Source organism: Pseudomonas sp. Gutcm_11s, assembly GCF_028649395.1.
GTDB lineage: Bacteria > Pseudomonadota > Gammaproteobacteria > Pseudomonadales > Pseudomonadaceae > Aquipseudomonas.
In genome coordinates, this window is sequence record NZ_JAQSUW010000017.1 from 17,512 (window position 1) to 32,930 (window position 15,419).

At 67.1% G+C, this 15,419-nt stretch carries 16 protein-coding genes; 5 read left to right on the top strand and 11 right to left on the bottom strand.

All coding sequences use genetic code 11. From position 1 onward, the window contains the following. Positions 1–118: 118 nt before the first annotated feature. From PTT45_RS18535 to PTT45_RS18545, 3 genes are all read right to left on the bottom strand, one after another. Positions 119–799, bottom strand: coding sequence for a sensor histidine kinase (locus tag PTT45_RS18535; protein WP_273815310.1), 681 nt, complete (start codon positions 797–799; stop codon positions 119–121). Then, the gene (locus PTT45_RS18540) at positions 796–2,400 is read right to left on the bottom strand and encodes a response regulator (RefSeq protein WP_273815312.1); all 1,605 of its coding nucleotides are present in this window, start codon (positions 2,398–2,400) and stop codon (positions 796–798) included. The genes PTT45_RS18535 and PTT45_RS18540 overlap by 4 nt, the downstream gene beginning before the upstream one ends. Positions 2,401–2,484: 84 nt before the next feature. Next, positions 2,485–3,147 (bottom strand): GntR family transcriptional regulator, encoded by a 663-nt coding sequence (locus PTT45_RS18545; protein ID WP_273815313.1) that lies wholly within the window; start codon positions 3,145–3,147, stop codon positions 2,485–2,487. 189 nt (positions 3,148–3,336) lie between these two features. Here PTT45_RS18545 and PTT45_RS18550 point away from each other — a divergent pair, with 189 nt between their 5' ends. After that, complete coding sequence (locus PTT45_RS18550; RefSeq protein ID WP_273815315.1) at positions 3,337–4,728, top strand: aspartate aminotransferase family protein; 1,392 nt, start codon at positions 3,337–3,339, stop codon at positions 4,726–4,728. Between the two features lie 13 nt (positions 4,729–4,741). After that, the gene (locus PTT45_RS18555; protein ID WP_273815317.1) at positions 4,742–6,109 is read left to right on the top strand and encodes a glutamine synthetase family protein; all 1,368 of its coding nucleotides are present in this window, start codon (positions 4,742–4,744) and stop codon (positions 6,107–6,109) included. Positions 6,110–6,115: 6 nt separating this feature from the next. Here the strand turns inward: PTT45_RS18555 and PTT45_RS18560 are convergent, their stop codons facing one another. Further along, positions 6,116–6,829 carry a tetratricopeptide repeat protein gene (locus PTT45_RS18560; protein ID WP_273815318.1) on the bottom strand — a complete coding sequence of 238 codons (714 nt, stop codon included), beginning with the start codon at positions 6,827–6,829 and terminating at the stop codon, positions 6,116–6,118. A 183-nt stretch (positions 6,830–7,012) separates the two neighbouring features. Between PTT45_RS18560 and PTT45_RS18565 the strand changes: the two genes are divergently transcribed. Further along, positions 7,013–7,495: an acyl-CoA thioesterase gene (locus PTT45_RS18565; protein WP_273815320.1), complete on the top strand. Its 483-nt coding sequence runs from the start codon at positions 7,013–7,015 to the stop codon at positions 7,493–7,495. 23 nt (positions 7,496–7,518) lie between these two features. Here PTT45_RS18565 and PTT45_RS18570 read toward each other — a convergent pair whose 3' ends face one another. From PTT45_RS18570 to PTT45_RS18580, 3 genes are read right to left on the bottom strand one after another with little or no spacing between them, the layout of a single operon-like run. Next, the gene (locus tag PTT45_RS18570) at positions 7,519–8,886 is read right to left on the bottom strand and encodes a PepSY-associated TM helix domain-containing protein (protein WP_273815322.1); all 1,368 of its coding nucleotides are present in this window, start codon (positions 8,884–8,886) and stop codon (positions 7,519–7,521) included. Between the two features lie 54 nt (positions 8,887–8,940). Then, positions 8,941–9,303, bottom strand: coding sequence for a DUF2946 family protein (locus tag PTT45_RS18575; protein ID WP_273815324.1), 363 nt, complete (start codon positions 9,301–9,303; stop codon positions 8,941–8,943). A gap of 59 nt (positions 9,304–9,362) precedes the next feature. Then, a complete protein-coding gene (locus PTT45_RS18580) occupies positions 9,363–10,613 on the bottom strand; it encodes a hypothetical protein (RefSeq protein ID WP_273815326.1) in 1,251 nt (416 codons plus the stop codon). Positions 10,614–10,727: 114 nt separating this feature from the next. Here PTT45_RS18580 and PTT45_RS18585 point away from each other — a divergent pair, with 114 nt between their 5' ends. After that, on the top strand, positions 10,728–11,132 hold the full coding sequence (locus tag PTT45_RS18585; RefSeq protein WP_273815328.1) for a DUF3301 domain-containing protein: 405 nt from the start codon (positions 10,728–10,730) through the stop codon (positions 11,130–11,132). A 1-nt stretch (position 11,133) separates the two neighbouring features. Here PTT45_RS18585 and PTT45_RS18590 read toward each other — a convergent pair whose 3' ends face one another. The 3 genes from PTT45_RS18590 to PTT45_RS18600 are packed head-to-tail and all read right to left on the bottom strand — an operon-like array spanning position 11,134 to position 13,239. Then, positions 11,134–11,499 carry a DUF7079 family protein gene (locus PTT45_RS18590; RefSeq protein WP_273815329.1) on the bottom strand — a complete coding sequence of 122 codons (366 nt, stop codon included), beginning with the start codon at positions 11,497–11,499 and terminating at the stop codon, positions 11,134–11,136. 1 nt (position 11,500) lies between these two features. Then, positions 11,501–12,382 (bottom strand): alpha/beta fold hydrolase, encoded by an 882-nt coding sequence (locus PTT45_RS18595; protein ID WP_273815330.1) that lies wholly within the window; start codon positions 12,380–12,382, stop codon positions 11,501–11,503. Between the two features lie 56 nt (positions 12,383–12,438). Next, positions 12,439–13,239, bottom strand: coding sequence for an alpha/beta fold hydrolase (locus PTT45_RS18600; protein WP_273815332.1), 801 nt, complete (start codon positions 13,237–13,239; stop codon positions 12,439–12,441). Positions 13,240–13,418: 179 nt separating this feature from the next. Here PTT45_RS18600 and PTT45_RS18605 point away from each other — a divergent pair, with 179 nt between their 5' ends. Beyond that, positions 13,419–14,039: a TetR/AcrR family transcriptional regulator gene (locus PTT45_RS18605; protein ID WP_273815333.1), complete on the top strand. Its 621-nt coding sequence runs from the start codon at positions 13,419–13,421 to the stop codon at positions 14,037–14,039. A gap of 22 nt (positions 14,040–14,061) precedes the next feature. On the opposite strand, the gene PTT45_RS18610 is transcribed toward PTT45_RS18605, so the two are convergent. After that, entirely contained in the window at positions 14,062–15,414 is a 1,353-nt protein-coding gene (locus PTT45_RS18610; protein WP_273815334.1) for a DUF1329 domain-containing protein, read from the bottom strand. Between the last annotated feature and the right edge of the window lie 5 nt (positions 15,415–15,419).

A 15,419-nucleotide genomic window follows, 5' to 3' on the forward strand; every position in this document is an offset into this window, starting at 1 on the left:
ACAAGAGGCACGCTAGTACATGGCGCCGGCATGGCCAAGGCGCGCTTATATTGATTCGGGATAGTGAGGCTAAAAGAAGCTAACCGGCGCGATGCTGCGGGGATCGGCGTACATCCACTCAGGGTAGGTATATGCGAAATTCGCCCCCGCCCAGCGGCCCGCCGTTGCGCAGCTCGATGCGCCCGCGCCGGCCCTGGCGCTCGTGCAGCTCGGCGATGCGCGCGGCGAAGTACAGACCGAGGCCGGTGCTGCCGCTGCTCTGGTTGAGGCCGAGCACGTAGTCGCCCTGATGGTCGAGCATCGCCTGTGGATAACCGGCGCCGTCGTCGTTGATGCTCAGCAGCAGCTCGCCGTTCTCTTCGTAGGCGCTCAGCAGCAAGGAGCTGCGCGCATAGCGGATCGAGTTGGCGATGATGTTGGCCACCACCGAGCCGAGCAGCTCCTGGTCGAAGAAGCCCATCAGGTCGAAGGTCTCCACCTCGCAGCGGCCGGCGATGCCCCGGCTATGCAGCACCTCGTCGTGGCGAGCCAGCTGGGCCTGCAGGAAGTCCTCCACCTCCTGATAACCGGGGCGCAGCGGCAGCTGGTTGACGCCCAGTTTGTACAGGCCGAGCAGCTGCACCAGCATGCCGTTGAGGCGGGCGAACTCGTACTCGATCACCCCGCGCTGCGGGCCGTCCTGCAGCTCCGCCGGCAGCTGTGCCAGCCACTGCGCGTGGGCCTGGCCGAGCATGGCCAGGGAGTTCTTCATGTCGTGCACGGTGGAGGCAATCACCGTGGAGAAATCCAGCCCGCTCATTCGTCGAAGGCCCGGCGCCGCAGCTGCTGGTAACGCTCATAGCGCGCATCGTCGTGGGGGATCATGCGCACCGCGTCGAGGCACGCGCGGCACTCCTCGGTGAGCGCGTCCGAGGCCTCCTCACCACTCAGGCGCTGCAGCGACTGGGCGGTGTTGAGGGCGATGCTGATGTTCTTCGGCTGCAGCACCAGCGCCCGGCGGAACAGCTCCAGGGCATCGGCGAAGCGGCTCAGCTGGTAGGCACGCACGCCCTGGCGGTTGAGCTCCACCGCCTCCTTGGCGCTGCTGAGGATGGCCGGATCGTTGGTCAGCTTGGCCACGCCCTGCAGCACCGCCGGGTCGTCGCCATAGATTTCCACGCAGCTCTTCAGCACACCCTCGCCCGCCTCGGCCTGGCCCAGCTGCTTGAGCTGGCTGGCCACGGCCAGGGCAGCGTCGGCACAGAAGAACTCGCCGAGCTGCGCCATCTCGGCCACCGCCTGCGCGGCCAGCTGGTTGGCCCGCGCCGCGTCGCCGGACTTGTGCAGGCTGCTGGCCTGCATCAGCCGCGCGCGCACCTGCAGCACCTTGTCCTGGCCGAACTGGTTGTCCAGCTCGGCCAGGGTCTGGTTGATCTCGGCCTGGGCGCGCTTGTCCAGGGTCTCCTCGCCGGCGCCGGAGATCAGCGCCTGGCTCAGGCTCAGGTAGTTCTCCGCACTCTTGAAGCGCGAGTTCTTGCCCTGCTCCACCGCGCTGCGGAAAGCCTTGGAAGCGCCGCTGAAGTCCTCGTTGCGCAGCGCCAGCTTGCCCAGCTGGGCCTGGCGGCGGATGGCCAGGGGCGACAAGCGCACGGCGTCCTCGAGGATTTCCTGGGCGCGCTTGGCCTCGCCCTGGGCTTCCAGCACTGCGGCTAGGCCGTCGTAAAGGCCGGGCTGCATGGGAAAGGTCTGCAGCGCCTTCTCGTACAGCTGACGCGCATGCACGTGCTCGCCACGCGCCTGCAGCTGCGCGCCCAGGGCCTGGTAGGCCCAGGGGATGGCGCGCTCGGCCAGCACGGCGTTGAGCAGACGCTCCAGCTCCTCGCCGCGCCCCAGCGTGCGCAGGGCGCCGGCCTTGTAGCGCTGGCACAGCGGTAGCAGGCGCTTGTCCTGCTGGCTGAGGCGGTCGCAGGCGGCCAGCACGTCGGCCGGGGCCTGCTTGTCCAGCGCCTGCAGCACCGGCTTGAGCAGGGCCTTGCGCTCCATCAGCTTGTCCAGGCGCTGGGCCAGGCTGGCGCGGTTGAAGGGCTTGGTCAGGTAGGCATCCGGCTCGTGCTCCAGGGCGCTGAGCACCATGGCCTGGCTGCTCTCGGCGGTGACCATGACGAAGATGCACAAGTGGCTGATCAGCCGTGCGGCGATCAGCTCCTCCAGCACCTGCTGGCCGTTCTTGCCGGCGCCCAGGTTGTAGTCGTGGAGGATGATGTCGTAGCGCTTCTGCCGGCACATGGCGATGGCTTCCTCGCCGCGGTCGGCGGTGTCCACGTCGCGCGCGCCCATCTCGCGCAGCATGGCCTTGACCGAGCTGCGGAAGTCGGAGAAGTCGTCGACGATGAGAAAGCGCTGCTGGCTGTAGTCCTGCATGTGCTTGGCCTTCCTGGAGCCGGGGAAGCTTCAGTGTAAGCCAGGATTGGCTGCCGTCTCGCTCGCCGCGAGACGGCGCAGCGTTCAGCGGCTACGTGCCTGGCTGCCCTCCAGCTCCAGCAGGTTGAGGAGGAAGCGGGCGAAGTAGATCAGGTCCTGCTCCATGGCCTTGCGCGCGGCCTTGGCATCGCCGGCCTCGATGGCGGCGAAGGCTTCCTCGTGGAAGTCGTTGAGCCGCAGCGACAGGTCGGCGCCGGTGAACAGGCGGTTGAAGAACGGACCGATCTGCAGCCACAGCGACTCGATCGAGCGCAGCAGTATCGGGTTGCCGCAGGCGCCGTAGAGATGCAGGTGGAAGCGGCTGTTGGCCTCCAGGTAGTCCTGGATCTGGCGCTGCTCGATGGCCACGTCCATGCGCGCCACACAGTCGCGCAGCTCGGCCATGTCGGCGGGAGTCAGGTTGGGCGTGGCCAGCTCCACGGCCAGGCCTTCGAGGCCCAGGCGCACCTGGAAGATGTTCTGGTAGCGCTCGCGGGTCATCGCCGGCACGCGCACCGAGCGCTGCGGCTCGCCCTCCAGGGCGCCCTCGGCGACCAGGCGCTGCAGCGCGGCGCGTACCGGCATCGGGCTGGTGCCCCACTGCGCGGCGAGGTCGCGGATCTTCAGGCGCTCGCCGGGCTGGAAGCGCCCCTCGAGCAGGCTTTCGCGGATACGTTGGTAGAGAGTTTCCTGCAGATTGTCGGCCATGAAGTTCAGCGTCCCCGTGGTGGCGCAGGGAGCTGGCTGAGGGTCAGAGAACAGTCGCGCATAGAGTGCACCTTGTCTTTTGTGATCACATAAACGGCAAAAAAGCTCTAATAGGCAGTATTAAACCACTCATTGCTATTTCTGTGATCACAAAATAGCATGTGCAGAAATTCGAACGAGGTGTTCAGCATGACTGCCAGTGGTATCAGCCCGTCCGCCGTGGAGACTTTCGCCGCCCGCGAGCGCGAGCGCTTCATCGCCCGCAACCCGAAGTCGGTGGCCCTGGCCGAGCGTGCGCGCAACTCCCTGTACGGCGGCGTGCCGATGCACTGGATGGCCGACTGGTCGACCCCGGTGCCGCTGTTCGTCGAACGCGCCAAGGGCGCGCGCTTCTATGACGTCGACGGCCACGAGTACATCGACTTTTGCCTGGGCGACACTGGCACCATGTTCGGCCACTCGCCGGACCCGATCGCCAAGGCCATCGCCGAACAGGGCAACAACGGCCTGACCACCATGCTGCCGGGCGAGGACGCGGTGGTCTGCGGCGAGCTGCTGGCCGCACGCTTCGGCCTGCCATTCTGGCAGGTCACCGCCACCGCCACCGACTCCAACCGCTACGTACTGCGCTGGGCCCGGGCGATCACCGAGCGCAAGACCCTGCTGGTGTTCGACGGCTGCTACCACGGCACCGTCGACGACGTGATGGTGCGCTACCGCGACGGCGAGACCGTGCCGCGCTCCGGCCTGGTCGGCCAGGCCTACGACCTGACTCAGTACAGCCGCTCGATCCCGTTCAACGACGTGGCCGCACTGGAAGCCGCGCTGGCTAAAGGCGACGTCTGCGCTCTGCTCTGCGAGCCGGCGATGACCAATATCGGCATGGTCCTGCCCGAACCGGGCTTCATGCAGAAGTGCCGCGAGCTGACCAGGAAATACGGCGCACTGCTGATCATCGACGAGACCCACACCATCTCCACCGATATCGGCGGCTGCACCAAACTGTGGGATCTCGACCCGGACTTCTTCGTGGTCGGCAAGCCGATCGCTGGCGGTGTGCCGTGCGGCATCTTCGGCTGCAGTGCAGCGATGGCCGAGGCCATGACCGAGGCGCGCAAACGCGCCAGCGCGGGTAGCCATGGCCACGGCCACAGCGGCATGGGCACCACGCTGTCGGCCAACGCCCTGGCCATGCACTGCATGCGCGCCAACCTGGAACAGGTGATGACCCCGGCGGCCTACGCGCACATGCTGCCGCTGGCCAAGCGCCTGGCCGACGGCTTCCGCAGCCTGATCGGCAAGCACAACCTGCAGTGGTCGGTCACCGAGCTGGGCGCGCGCAGTGAGTTCCAGTTCTGCCCGGTGTCACCGAAGACCGGCGCCGAGGCCGAGGCCGCCTTCCACGACGAACTGCAGATGGCCCTGCACCTGTACCTGATCAACCGCGGCATCCTGATCACCCCGTTCCACAACATGACCCTGTGCTGCCCCAGCACCACGGCGGAGGATGTGGACAAGCTGATCGGCATGCTCGATACGGCCCTTACCGAGCTGCTGGCCATCCCCGGCGCCCGCGAATAACCGAGACGACTCCATGAACTTCGCCGATATCCAGGAAGCCCGCGACTTCCTCGCCAAGCACCCGGAAGTCCGTAGCATCGAGCTGATGCTGATCGACGCCAACGGCATCCCGCGCGGCAAGCTGCTGCACCGCGACGAACTGCTGGCCATCTACGAGAACGGCCGTCCGCTGCCCAGCTCGATCCTCTCGCTGACCATCCAGGGTGAAGACGTCGAGGCCAGCGGTCTGGTCTGGGAAGTCGCCGACGCCGACTGCTGGACCTACCCGATCCCCGGCAGCCTGACCCTGCAACCCTGGCGCACAGTACCGACCGGCCAGCTGCAGGTGAGCATGCACCCGACCCAGGGCCTACCGGCCACGCCCGGCGATCCACGCCATGTGCTGGCCCGCGCCATCGACGCGCTCAAGGCCGACGGCTACCACCCGGTGATGGCGGTGGAACTGGAGTTCTACCTGCTGGATAAACAGCGCGACGCCAATGGCCGTCCGCAACCGGCGCTGCAGGCCAACGGCGTGCGTCCGCAGGCGCCACAGGTGTATGGCGTGTACGAGCTGGAGCAGCTGCAGCCGTTCCTCGACGATCTCTACGCCGCCTGCGAAGTGCAGGGCCTGCCGGTGCGCACGGCGATCTCCGAATACGCCCCGGGCCAGGTCGAGCTGACCCTGGAGCACCGCTTCGACGCCCTGCAGGCAGTCGACGAAGGCGTGCGCTACAAGCGCCTGGTCAAGGGCGTGGCCAACAAGCACGGGCTGCAGGCCTGCTTCATGGCCAAGCCGTTCGGCGACCTGGCCGGCAGCGGCCTGCATATGCACGTCAGCCTGGCCGACGCCGAAGGCAACAATTTGATGGCCAGCGAAGATCCACACGGCACGCCGCTGCTCAAGCACGCCATCGGCGGGATGATGGCCACGCTCAACGACGCCCTGGCGATCTTCTGCCCCAACGCCAACTCCTACCGGCGCTTCCAGGCCAACAGCTACGCGCCGCTGGCCAAGAGCTGGGGGGTGAACAACCGCACCGTGTCGTTCCGCGTACCGGGCGGCCCGGCCAAGAGTCGCCATGTCGAGCACCGCATCTGCGGCGCCGACGCCAACCCCTACCTGGCGGCGGCGGCGATCCTCGCCGGCATCCACCACGGCATCAAGAACCAGATCGATCCGGGCGAGGCCATCATCGGCAACGGCTACGAACAGGCCCGCGAGACGCTACCGACCGACTGGCTGACCGCGCTGCGCAACCTGGAGCAATCGACCTGGGCCAAGGAAGCCCTGGGCGAGGACTTCCTGAAGATCTTCCTGGCGATCAAGTGGGAAGAGTTCCGCCAGTTCGTCGGCGAGGTCGGCGAGCAGGATTGGCGCTGGTACCTGACCCACGCCTGAGGCGAATCAGCGGGCGGCGGGTGCTTCCACCTTGAAGTACTCGCCGGCCACGCTGATGCCAGCACCGCCGTACTCCTGGCAGGCATCGGCGAACACCTCCAGCACGCGCAGGCGCATGCCGTCGCGCAGCAGCTGCACCTTGCACTCGGCCGCCAGGCCGGCGTCCTGCAGCTCGAAGTAATCGCCCGCGCCACTCAGGCGGCCGTCCAGTTCGCCGATGGCCGCCGGCCCCCACTCCTCGATATCCCTGCCGGCCCGTATCGGCGCGAAGGAAGCACGGTAGGCCGTACCCTCGCGGCGGATCTGCAGGGTGCTCCAGGCTGCCTGGCCGGCATAGCGCCGATACTCGCCCTCCACCACGGCGGACAGCGCGGACACATCGCGCTCGCCCACCTTGGCCAGGTTGTGGCGGGTCGCCGCGCCGTCGAAGTCGTTGCGCAGCGCCACCTGCAGCCAGGCGCGGGCCATGCCGGCATGACCGGCCTTGAGATTGGCCAGCATCAGATTGTTCAGCGCCAGCTCCTGGGCGGCACGGTCCTCGGCCTGCTCGGCCTGCTTGAGCTGACGTTCGAACGCCTCTATGGCCTCGGCATGGCGTCCCGCCTGGTAGGCGGCGGTACCGGCCTGGTTGCAGGCGGCCGGGCTGTCGCAACTCTGCTGCGCGGCGGTGCAGAGCGCGCCGAAAGGGAGCAGCAACAGGGGCAGGTAATGGGCTCGCATGGTCGGTCTCCTGGCGCAAAAGCCCCAGCTTAGCGCCTCGGCCCCACCCTGTCGGCCGGCGGCCGCAAAGTTGCATGCCTGGCGGCGCTGGCACAGCGAAGTAAACAGGCAGCATCTATAACAACCAGCAGACCCCGCAGGAACTGCACCGCCAGCACCCTAAAAACTGCCTATGAGATACCCATGGATTTCGAAACCAACACCCTGTCGATGACGGTCCTGATGACCCCGGACATGGCCAACTTTTCCGGCAACGTGCATGGAGGCACCCTGCTCAAGTACCTCGATGAAGTCGCCTATGCCTGCGCCGCGCGCTACGCCGGTTGCTACGTGGTGACCCTGTCGGTGGACCAGGTGATCTTCCGCGAGCCGGTACATGTCGGCGAGCTGGTCACCTTCCTCGCCTCGGTCAACTACACCGGGCGCACCTCGATGGAGATCGGCATCAAGGTGGTCACCGAGAACATCCGCGAGCGCTCGGTGCGTCACAGCAACAGCTGCTTCTTCACCATGGTGGCGATGGACGAACAGGGCCAGCCCAAGCCGGTGCCACCGCTGCAGCCGCAGAGCGCCGACGAACAGCGGCGCTTCCGCCAGGCCCAGCGCCGGCGGGAAATCCGCGAGGAACTGGTACGCCGCTACCAGTCCCTGCACGAGGAGATCTAGCCCCCAGCCGTAGCACCGGTCACTCAGCCAGCGACTGCCTCGGCCCCGCGCCGGGTCAGGCGCTGGCCGATCCATTCCAGCAGCAGCGCCAGGAGCAGCGACGCGCCCACCAGAGGGAACAGCAGCCCCAGGCCCAGCATGATCGCCACCCCGCCCTTCCACAGCGGCAGGTCGTGGCGCAGTGGCGGCACGCCGAAGCGCCCCTGCGGGCGGCGCTTCCACCACATCAGCAGGCCACTGAGCGAGCCGAGCAGGATCAACAGGCACACGGCGAGCATCAGCAACTGGTTGGCCAGGCCGAACATCCTGCCCTCGTGCAGCATCGCCCCGCTCTCCACCGCCCGCGCCACCAGGCCGTAGTCGGCCCAGCGAATGTCTGCCAGCACCTTGCCGCTGTATTGGTCCAGGTGCAGAGTCGCGTCATTGCGCGGGTCGTCGGCGAAGATGGCGATAGTGAACACGCCCTTGGCATCGCCTGGCAGGGTCACGCTGTAGCCAGGATGAACGCCAAGGCGGCTGGCCGTGTCGACCACCAGCTGCAGACCGATACGCTCGGCCGTGGCCGGCGCGGCGGCGGCATGGCCGTGGTGCGCGGCATGCGGGTCGGACTGCGGCAGCGGGGTGTTCTCCACCGCCCAGGCCACGGTCTGCCCGGAGGCGCTGTTGAGGCTGCGCGCCAGCTGGTCCGACTGCGGCACCGCGTCCCACATCTGCGCCGGGAAGTGATTCCAGGCGCCGGCGAACTGCGCGCCCCAGAAGCCGGTCCAGGTCATGCCGGTGAGCAGCATGAACAGCAGCACCGCGCTGCCCCAGAACCCGCTCACCGCGTGCAGGTCACGCCAGAACAGACGCCCGCGCGCCGCCAGGCGCGGCCACAGCACCCCGGCGCCGCCCTGCCCGCGCGGCCACCACAGGTACAGGCCGGACACCACCAGGACGATGCCCCAGCCAGCCGCCAGCTCGATCAGGCGGTCGCCCAGCGGGCCGATCATCAGCTCGCCGTGCAGGGCACGGGCGATGGCCTGCAGGTTGTTCTCGGCATCCTGCTGGCCAAGCAGCGCGCCGCTGTAGGGGTCGAGGAACAGATTGGTCTTGCGCCCGTCGAACTGGGCGACGAACTGCGCGCTGCGCTCGGCGGACTCCGGCGGCAAGTACTGACTGACCTGCACCTGCGGCAGGGCCTGCTGCAGCCGCGCCAGTTGCTGGTCGGCGGACAGCACCACGCCAGCCGGCTGCACCTCGAGCAGCTCGGCGTACATCAACTGGTCCAGCTGCGGCTTGAACAGATACACGATGCCGGTCAGCGATAGCAGGACCATGAAGGGAATGACGAACAGCCCGGCATAGAAATGCCAGCGCCAGGCCAGGTTGTAGAAGGATGGCTTGCTCACGAGAAGACTCCGCAATGGTCGGATCGAGGGCTCTGCGGCCCTGTGCAAAAACGATCAGGCCAGGCGCTGCGGAGGCGCGCGCGGCGCAGCGTCGTGCGCAGTGACGCTCGCAAGCACGATATGGGGCCGCATCGGCAGCGGCGCGTCGGCAACGAACCCCGCGCCGCCCTGCAGCACCGGCGCGGCTCCAGCCAGCGCCGGGCTGGACAGCAACAGGATGCAGTAACCGCACTGGGCCCAGGCAGGTACATCGTGCGCCGGCTGGTCGTGCCCGCCGTCGCCGCAGACCATCTCGCTCATCCAGCCCGGCGCCTGCGCGGCTGCCAGAGCCTGGGAGAACAGCGGCGCGGCCAGCAGCAGGAACATGGCCAGCAGGGCCAGGCACGCGGATCGCTGTAGATGGCGGGTCGAGGGCAAGGTCGGTATCCGGGGGCAGTGAACGGGGCGCCACTGCGCCCCGGCTGCAAGGATAGCCGCTACGACGCCGCTGGTGGGGTCCAGGGCAGGCAGCGCAGGCCCTGCTTGTCCGCCAGCGGGCCGGCGAAGCAGTAGGCCTGGCGCTTGGCATCCCAGCTCGCACGCTGGTCTGCCCGGTAGGGATTGTCGACCTCGGGCACGGCCTGGCCGAGGGCATTGAACAACACCAGCTTGGCGTCCAGGTCGTGCAGACGGGCCAGGTACTGGTTGAAGTCAGGCGTCGCTACCTGGCCCAGGATCGCCCCCAGCGGGTTGCGCACGCGGCGCCACAGGCTCGGTTCGGCGCGCGCCGGCGACTGCAGGCTGCGCACGAAGGCTGCGGTGTCCAGCTGCGAAGCGTTCGCCACCCGCCGGTATGCCGGCAGGCTGTCGTTGACCGTCATCTGCGGCTTGTACAACCAGCGCAGCTGCCAGCGAAGCACGCCCAACTCGGAAGCAGTCTGCGGATTGTCCAGCAGCGTCATCAGCCCGAAGCCTACCAGGGCGAACTCGCGCTGCATGGCGCCCTGCAGGGAGCGCTCGGCCTCGCTCAGCGCGGGTTGCGCCGCGGGGCGCGGCAGCAGGCCGGCGTCATGCAGCACGGCGATGGCGTCCAGATCGGCAGCGAGCAAGCGCACCAGCATCATCTTCAGGATCAGGTTGTCGGCCCGCCCCAGCCACTCGCGCAGCTGGCGCACGTCCTGTTGCAGCAACGCCAGGCCTGCAGCGCCGAGACCACCCTCGGCCAAGACCAGGGCCTGAGCGGCAAGCAGCCGGTTGGCACGGTCCAGGCTGGTGTAGTTGGCCAGTGGCTCGTCCATGCTCGGCTGGCTGAGGGTGCGGTAATCGCTCTGGGCCAGCAGGTTCTCGTAGCGCTGCCGCAGTTCGGCATGGCGCGCCAGTAGACCGGCCAGCTGTGCGGGGTTGTCACGCAGCTGCTGCAAGCATCCGGGCTCACCCAAAGCGCAGAGGCCGGCGGGCAGCTCGATACGCTCGGCGGCCGCGGCCGGCTGCAGCAGATCACTGAAGCCATGCTCGGCGCGCCATTGCCGGTGCGCATCCAGCAGCTGACGCCCCGCGGCCTGCGGGTCCTGGCCGGCGGGCGCATCCAGCCCCAGCAACTGGTAGTAGGCGACACTCTCGGCGGCCGCTGGCGGAGCCTGCAGCCAGGCACGCGCGTCGGCCAGCAGCGGCTCATCGCGCAGCCATAGCCAGGCCAGCGCCGCCAGGAGCAGGAAGGAGACAAGGCTGATCCACTGCCATTTCTTCATCGGGCAAACGTCCTCTGTTCGTCGTGAGCGGCGACCCTAACGGGATCGCGATCGCAGCTCAATCCCCTCCTCCACGGATAGGTTAAGCTTGGGCCTGTGACTGCCGGAGTTCCCATGATCGACCTGTTCGATGTGCTGTTGCTGATGCTGTTCGCCACCGCTTGCGCCTGGTTGTGGCGCGGCCATGGCATTCGCGAGCGCGCCCTGGCGCTGGCCAAGCAGCATTGCGCCAAGCTCGATATCGAGCTGCTCGACGGCAACGTCGCCTTCCGCCGCCTGGCCATGACCCGCGACAGCCGCGGCCGGCGCCGTGTGGCGCGCATCTACGACTTCGAGTTCACCGTCACCGGCGAGCAGCGCCTGAGCGGCAGCATCAGCATGTACGGGCGCCAGCTGGGCAGCATCGAGCTGCAGGCCCACCCGTTCCAGGCGCCCATGCAGCACGACGACAAGGTGATCCAGCTGGATGACTGGCGGCGCAGCCACCCGCGCCCGGATGATCGCCGCCGCGTCGACTGAGTCAGCCGCGCAGCTCCTCCATGCGCAGCAGCACCTGCTGCCACTCCGGCTCCGCCGCGTAGGTCATCGGCCTGCGCAACAGGCGGCAGCGCCAGCGATGCCAGCTCCGCCCGCGTAACTGCTGGAAGCGCCGGCAGCCGGCACTCAGCCAATGCGCATCGAAGCCATCCCAGACACCCGCGGTCGTCCAGTGGTTGCCCCACAGCAGCGGCGCCACTTCTTCCAGATAGATACCCTGCAGCTCGTCGACGGACAGGCCGCTGGCCAGCAGCACGCGAGCGATATGACGGTGGTCGTGCTCGTCCAGCTGGTTGTCCAGCCACAGTTCGGACAGCGCCAGCCACACCTCCTCGCGGCTGGCGCTCATCTCAGACCTGCGCCAGGAGGAAGGCCTGCACCCGCTCGGCCGTGTCCTCGGGGTGCTCCTGCATGAAGCAGTGGCCACCCGGCACCTCGGCGATGCTCACCGCCGGATTGAGCCCGCTCAGGCGCTTGGCGGACTGGCCGACGAAGGGGTAGGTTTTGTCGCCGTAGAGCAGCAGGCTCGGCGTGCGGATCTTGCCAAGCGACGGCCACAGGCGCTTGGGGAAGGAACTGAAGATATCCACCTCGCGGCTCGGCCGGCACTTCAACTCGACACCGCCGCCCTCCGCATCCTTCAACGCGTGGTCGACATAGGCCTGCAGCGCGGCATCGGTCCAGCCACGGAAGATGCCCTTGCCCTGCAGCAGCCCGAAGGCATTGTCCCGGTCCGGCCAGTGGCGCCGACGGCTGGCGGACTTCTTCGCCATCACGTTGCGGCGGTGCAGGCCGACCAGTTCGGACAGCGCCATCGCGCCGATCATCGACTTGCTGAAGAGCACCGGGTCGAGCAGCGCCGCACGGCGGAACAGGTGCGGCTCGCGCGCCAGGATCAGGCTGGTCAGCACCCCGCCGAAACTGTGGCCCAGCGCGTAGCGCGGCACCTCGCCGAAGATCCCGCGCCCGGCCGCGAAGGCCTCCACCGCCAGCTCGGCGCTGCGGTTCCAGCCGTGGAAGCGGCCGCCGTGCTCGGTATCACCATGGCCCTGGGCATCACACAGCCACAGGTCGAAGTACTCGGCCAGGGGCGCCAGCAACGGCTCATAGGTACGCCCGCAGAAGCCGTTGCCGTGCAGGAAGTGCAGCAGCGGCTTGCCGCTCGGCGCGGTATGCCAGCCAGTCAGGGTGAAGCCGGCGGAGGTGGGGTGGGACCAGGGAAGCAGGTGCATGGGAAAAGGCGCCGCAGCGGAAACTGCGGCCAGTGTAACGACGCACCGCGAGAGAGTCAGGCCGACAAAGGTGCCGAATGTTCGGCGATAAAGGCCTGCAGTAGCTGGTTCAGCCGCTCCGGCTGGTCCAGCGGAGTGGCGTGGCCGGAGTCCTCGATCACCTCCAGGCGGGCGTCGCTCAGCTGGTCCAGGTAGGCGCGCTTGTACTCCAGCGGGGTGTAGTCGCGATCGCCGCTGACCACCAGCAGGGGCACGTTCGCCTCGCCGGACCTGGGCAGGGACGACCAGCCGGGAATGGCGCGCATGGCATGCAGGTAGGAGGTAGGGTCGTTGCTGGCAATGCGCTCGGCCACCCGCTCGCGCAGCGCCTGTTGCTCGGGTTTGGGGAATAGCTTGCCGGCCAGCATCCCGGCCAGTGCCGGCAGGCCCAGCAGGCGCACCAGGCCCAGGCGCAGCCAGACCTGGCCACGCACCTTCCAGGTATCGACCGGGAAGCTCGGCGCGCTGTTGACCACCACGGCCGCGCGCACCAGCTGCGGCTGGTCCGCCAGCAGCTGGAAGGTGAGCATGCCGCCCATGGAGATGCCCACCAGGATGCACGGCTCGAGTCGCAGGGTACGGATGAAATCGGCCACGTCCTCGGCCAGCTCGGCCATGCTTACCGGGGCGCGCAAGGGTTCGCTCTGGCCATGGCCGCGCACGTCCATGGCGATTACCTCGCAATGCGCGGCCAGATGCTCGATCTGCGGCTGCCAGTCGAGCAGTGACGAGCCCAGACCATGCAGCAGCAAAACAGGACGACCCTGGCCCCGGCGAACATAGGCGAAGCGGCCACTGGCCAAGTTCAGATATTCCATCAAAGTTCTTCCATTCAATATTAAATGGCAATACATCGCCGTCACCGATGACAACTTATGACCACTAATAAAGTTGCTCGACAGGATAACTTTTCAATAAAACTTTATTGCCTGCCTTGTTATTTGCCTTGCTCTGGCAAACCCCCTAGAATCGCCACGATCCGATTCGAGAACTGATCATGTACAACATTGCCAGCCCCACCCAGGCACGTAGCAAGAAGGCTCTGGAGCGCTTCCTGAACGCCGCTGCCGAATTGCTGGCCAGCAACCAGTTCGAAGAAACCGGCATTTCGCAGATCGCCCAGCTTTCCGAATCCTCGGTCGGCACCTTCTACCGCCTGCTCGGCGACAAGGACGTCCTGCTGTATGCCGTGCATGAGCGCTTCGTCGAGCAGAGCCGTACCGCCGTAGACGCCCTGCTGGACGACCTGGCGCGTGACGCGCTGCCGCTGGACGCCCAGGTGGAGGCCTTCATCCACGGCGTGGTGCGCCTGTTCGAAGGCAGTGAAGGCCTGTTGCGCGCCCTGATCCGGCGCAGCTCGATGGACCCGCAGTTCCGCCAGCGCTTCCACCAGCTCAACGCCTACATCGGTCAGGCCTTCGGGCGCATCGTGTTGAACCACCGCAGCCATCTGCACCACCCCTGCCCGGAGCAGGCCGCCGATCTCAGCGCCCATATGCTGCTCTCCGGTTTGAACTACTTCACCATGGTCGGCAGTCTCGGCGCGACGCCTCGGGAAGTTCTGCCTGCAGAACTTTCCCGAATGATCTGCCACTACCTGCAAGTTAGCCAAAGTTAGACGGCTTATATAACAACCCAACTTAGCGACGGCTGTCACGGCGTAATTGTGCCGGCGTGAAGTCGGTCGGTTTCAGTGCAATATCGAACTGATCCGCCGGCTCTTCGTTGGACAATATGCCGATCACATAGCGGCCACCGATCAGGTCATATACCGCATCGCCTTTGGTCCAGATCAGCGGCTGGTCGTACATGTTGAGGGTGTACGACTCGCCGAGGCGCCAGAGGTTGTCGCGGTTGTCGTAGTGGTCGACCACCAGGATCTGGTAGCTGTCCTCGTCGAAGTACAGATCGCGCTGCTTGTACTGGTGGCGCTGACCGGCCTTGAGGGTGGCGCGCACGTGCCAGACGCGGTGCAGCTCGTAGCGCAGCAGGTCCGGATTGACGTGGCCGGGTTTGACGATATCGCTGTACTTGTTGGTCTTCGCCGCGAAGCGGTAGCTGTTGTAGGGCACGTACAGCTCCTCCTTGCCCACCAGCTGCCAGTCGTACTTGTCCGGGGCGCCGGAGAACATGTCGAAGTTGTCGGTGGTACGCATGCCTTCGGAGGCGGTGCCGGGCGAGTCGTAGGCCACGTTCGGCGTGCGCCGCACACGGCGCTGGCCGGAGGCATAGAGCCAGGCCAGGCGCGGCTCCTTGACCTGGTTGACGGTCTCGTGGACCAGCAGCTCGGTACCCGCCAGGCGCGCCGGCGCCAGCACCGACTGGCGGAAGTAGAACAGCACGTTGCCGTTGTCCTTGCTGGCGTTGCCGGCATCCTGGTTGAACAGGAACAGGTCTTCGATCTGGGTCATGAAGTAGTTGCCGCTGGCATGCGGCACGGCCTGGGCGTAGTAGCGCTTGACGCTGTCGCCGCGGTAGCGGACCAGGTGGTTCCACAGCACTTCCAGCGCCGACTGCGGGATCGGGAACGGCGTGGCCAGCTTGAAGTCGGCGATGCCGTTACCGTTCTCGATCAGCTTGGCCGTGGCGGCGTTGCCCTTGATCGCGCTGTACACCTTGTCCGGGTAGGAGGCCGAGCGGCGGCTGGGGTAAACGTTGAGCTTCCAGCTGTTCGCATAGCGCTTGAGCATGGCCACCTGGCCGGGGCTGAGGTGCTCGCGGTACTGCTCGACGTTGGCGGCGGTGATGCTGAACAGCGGCTGGTCGGCGGCGAAGGGGTCCTTGTAGCCGAGCTTGGAGTCGAACGCCGCGGCGTCACGCGGCAGGCCGCCATCCCACGCGGGGATGGTGCCGGCGGCGTTGCCGGCCTTCTCGGCTCCCAGGGGCGTCAGGTCCTGGCCCAGGCGGGCAACCTGATCGGCATCCACCTCGGCCATGGCCAGTGGCGCAGCCACGAGGGCGGCGGCCAGCAGGGTAATTCTCAGACGATGCATGGCGT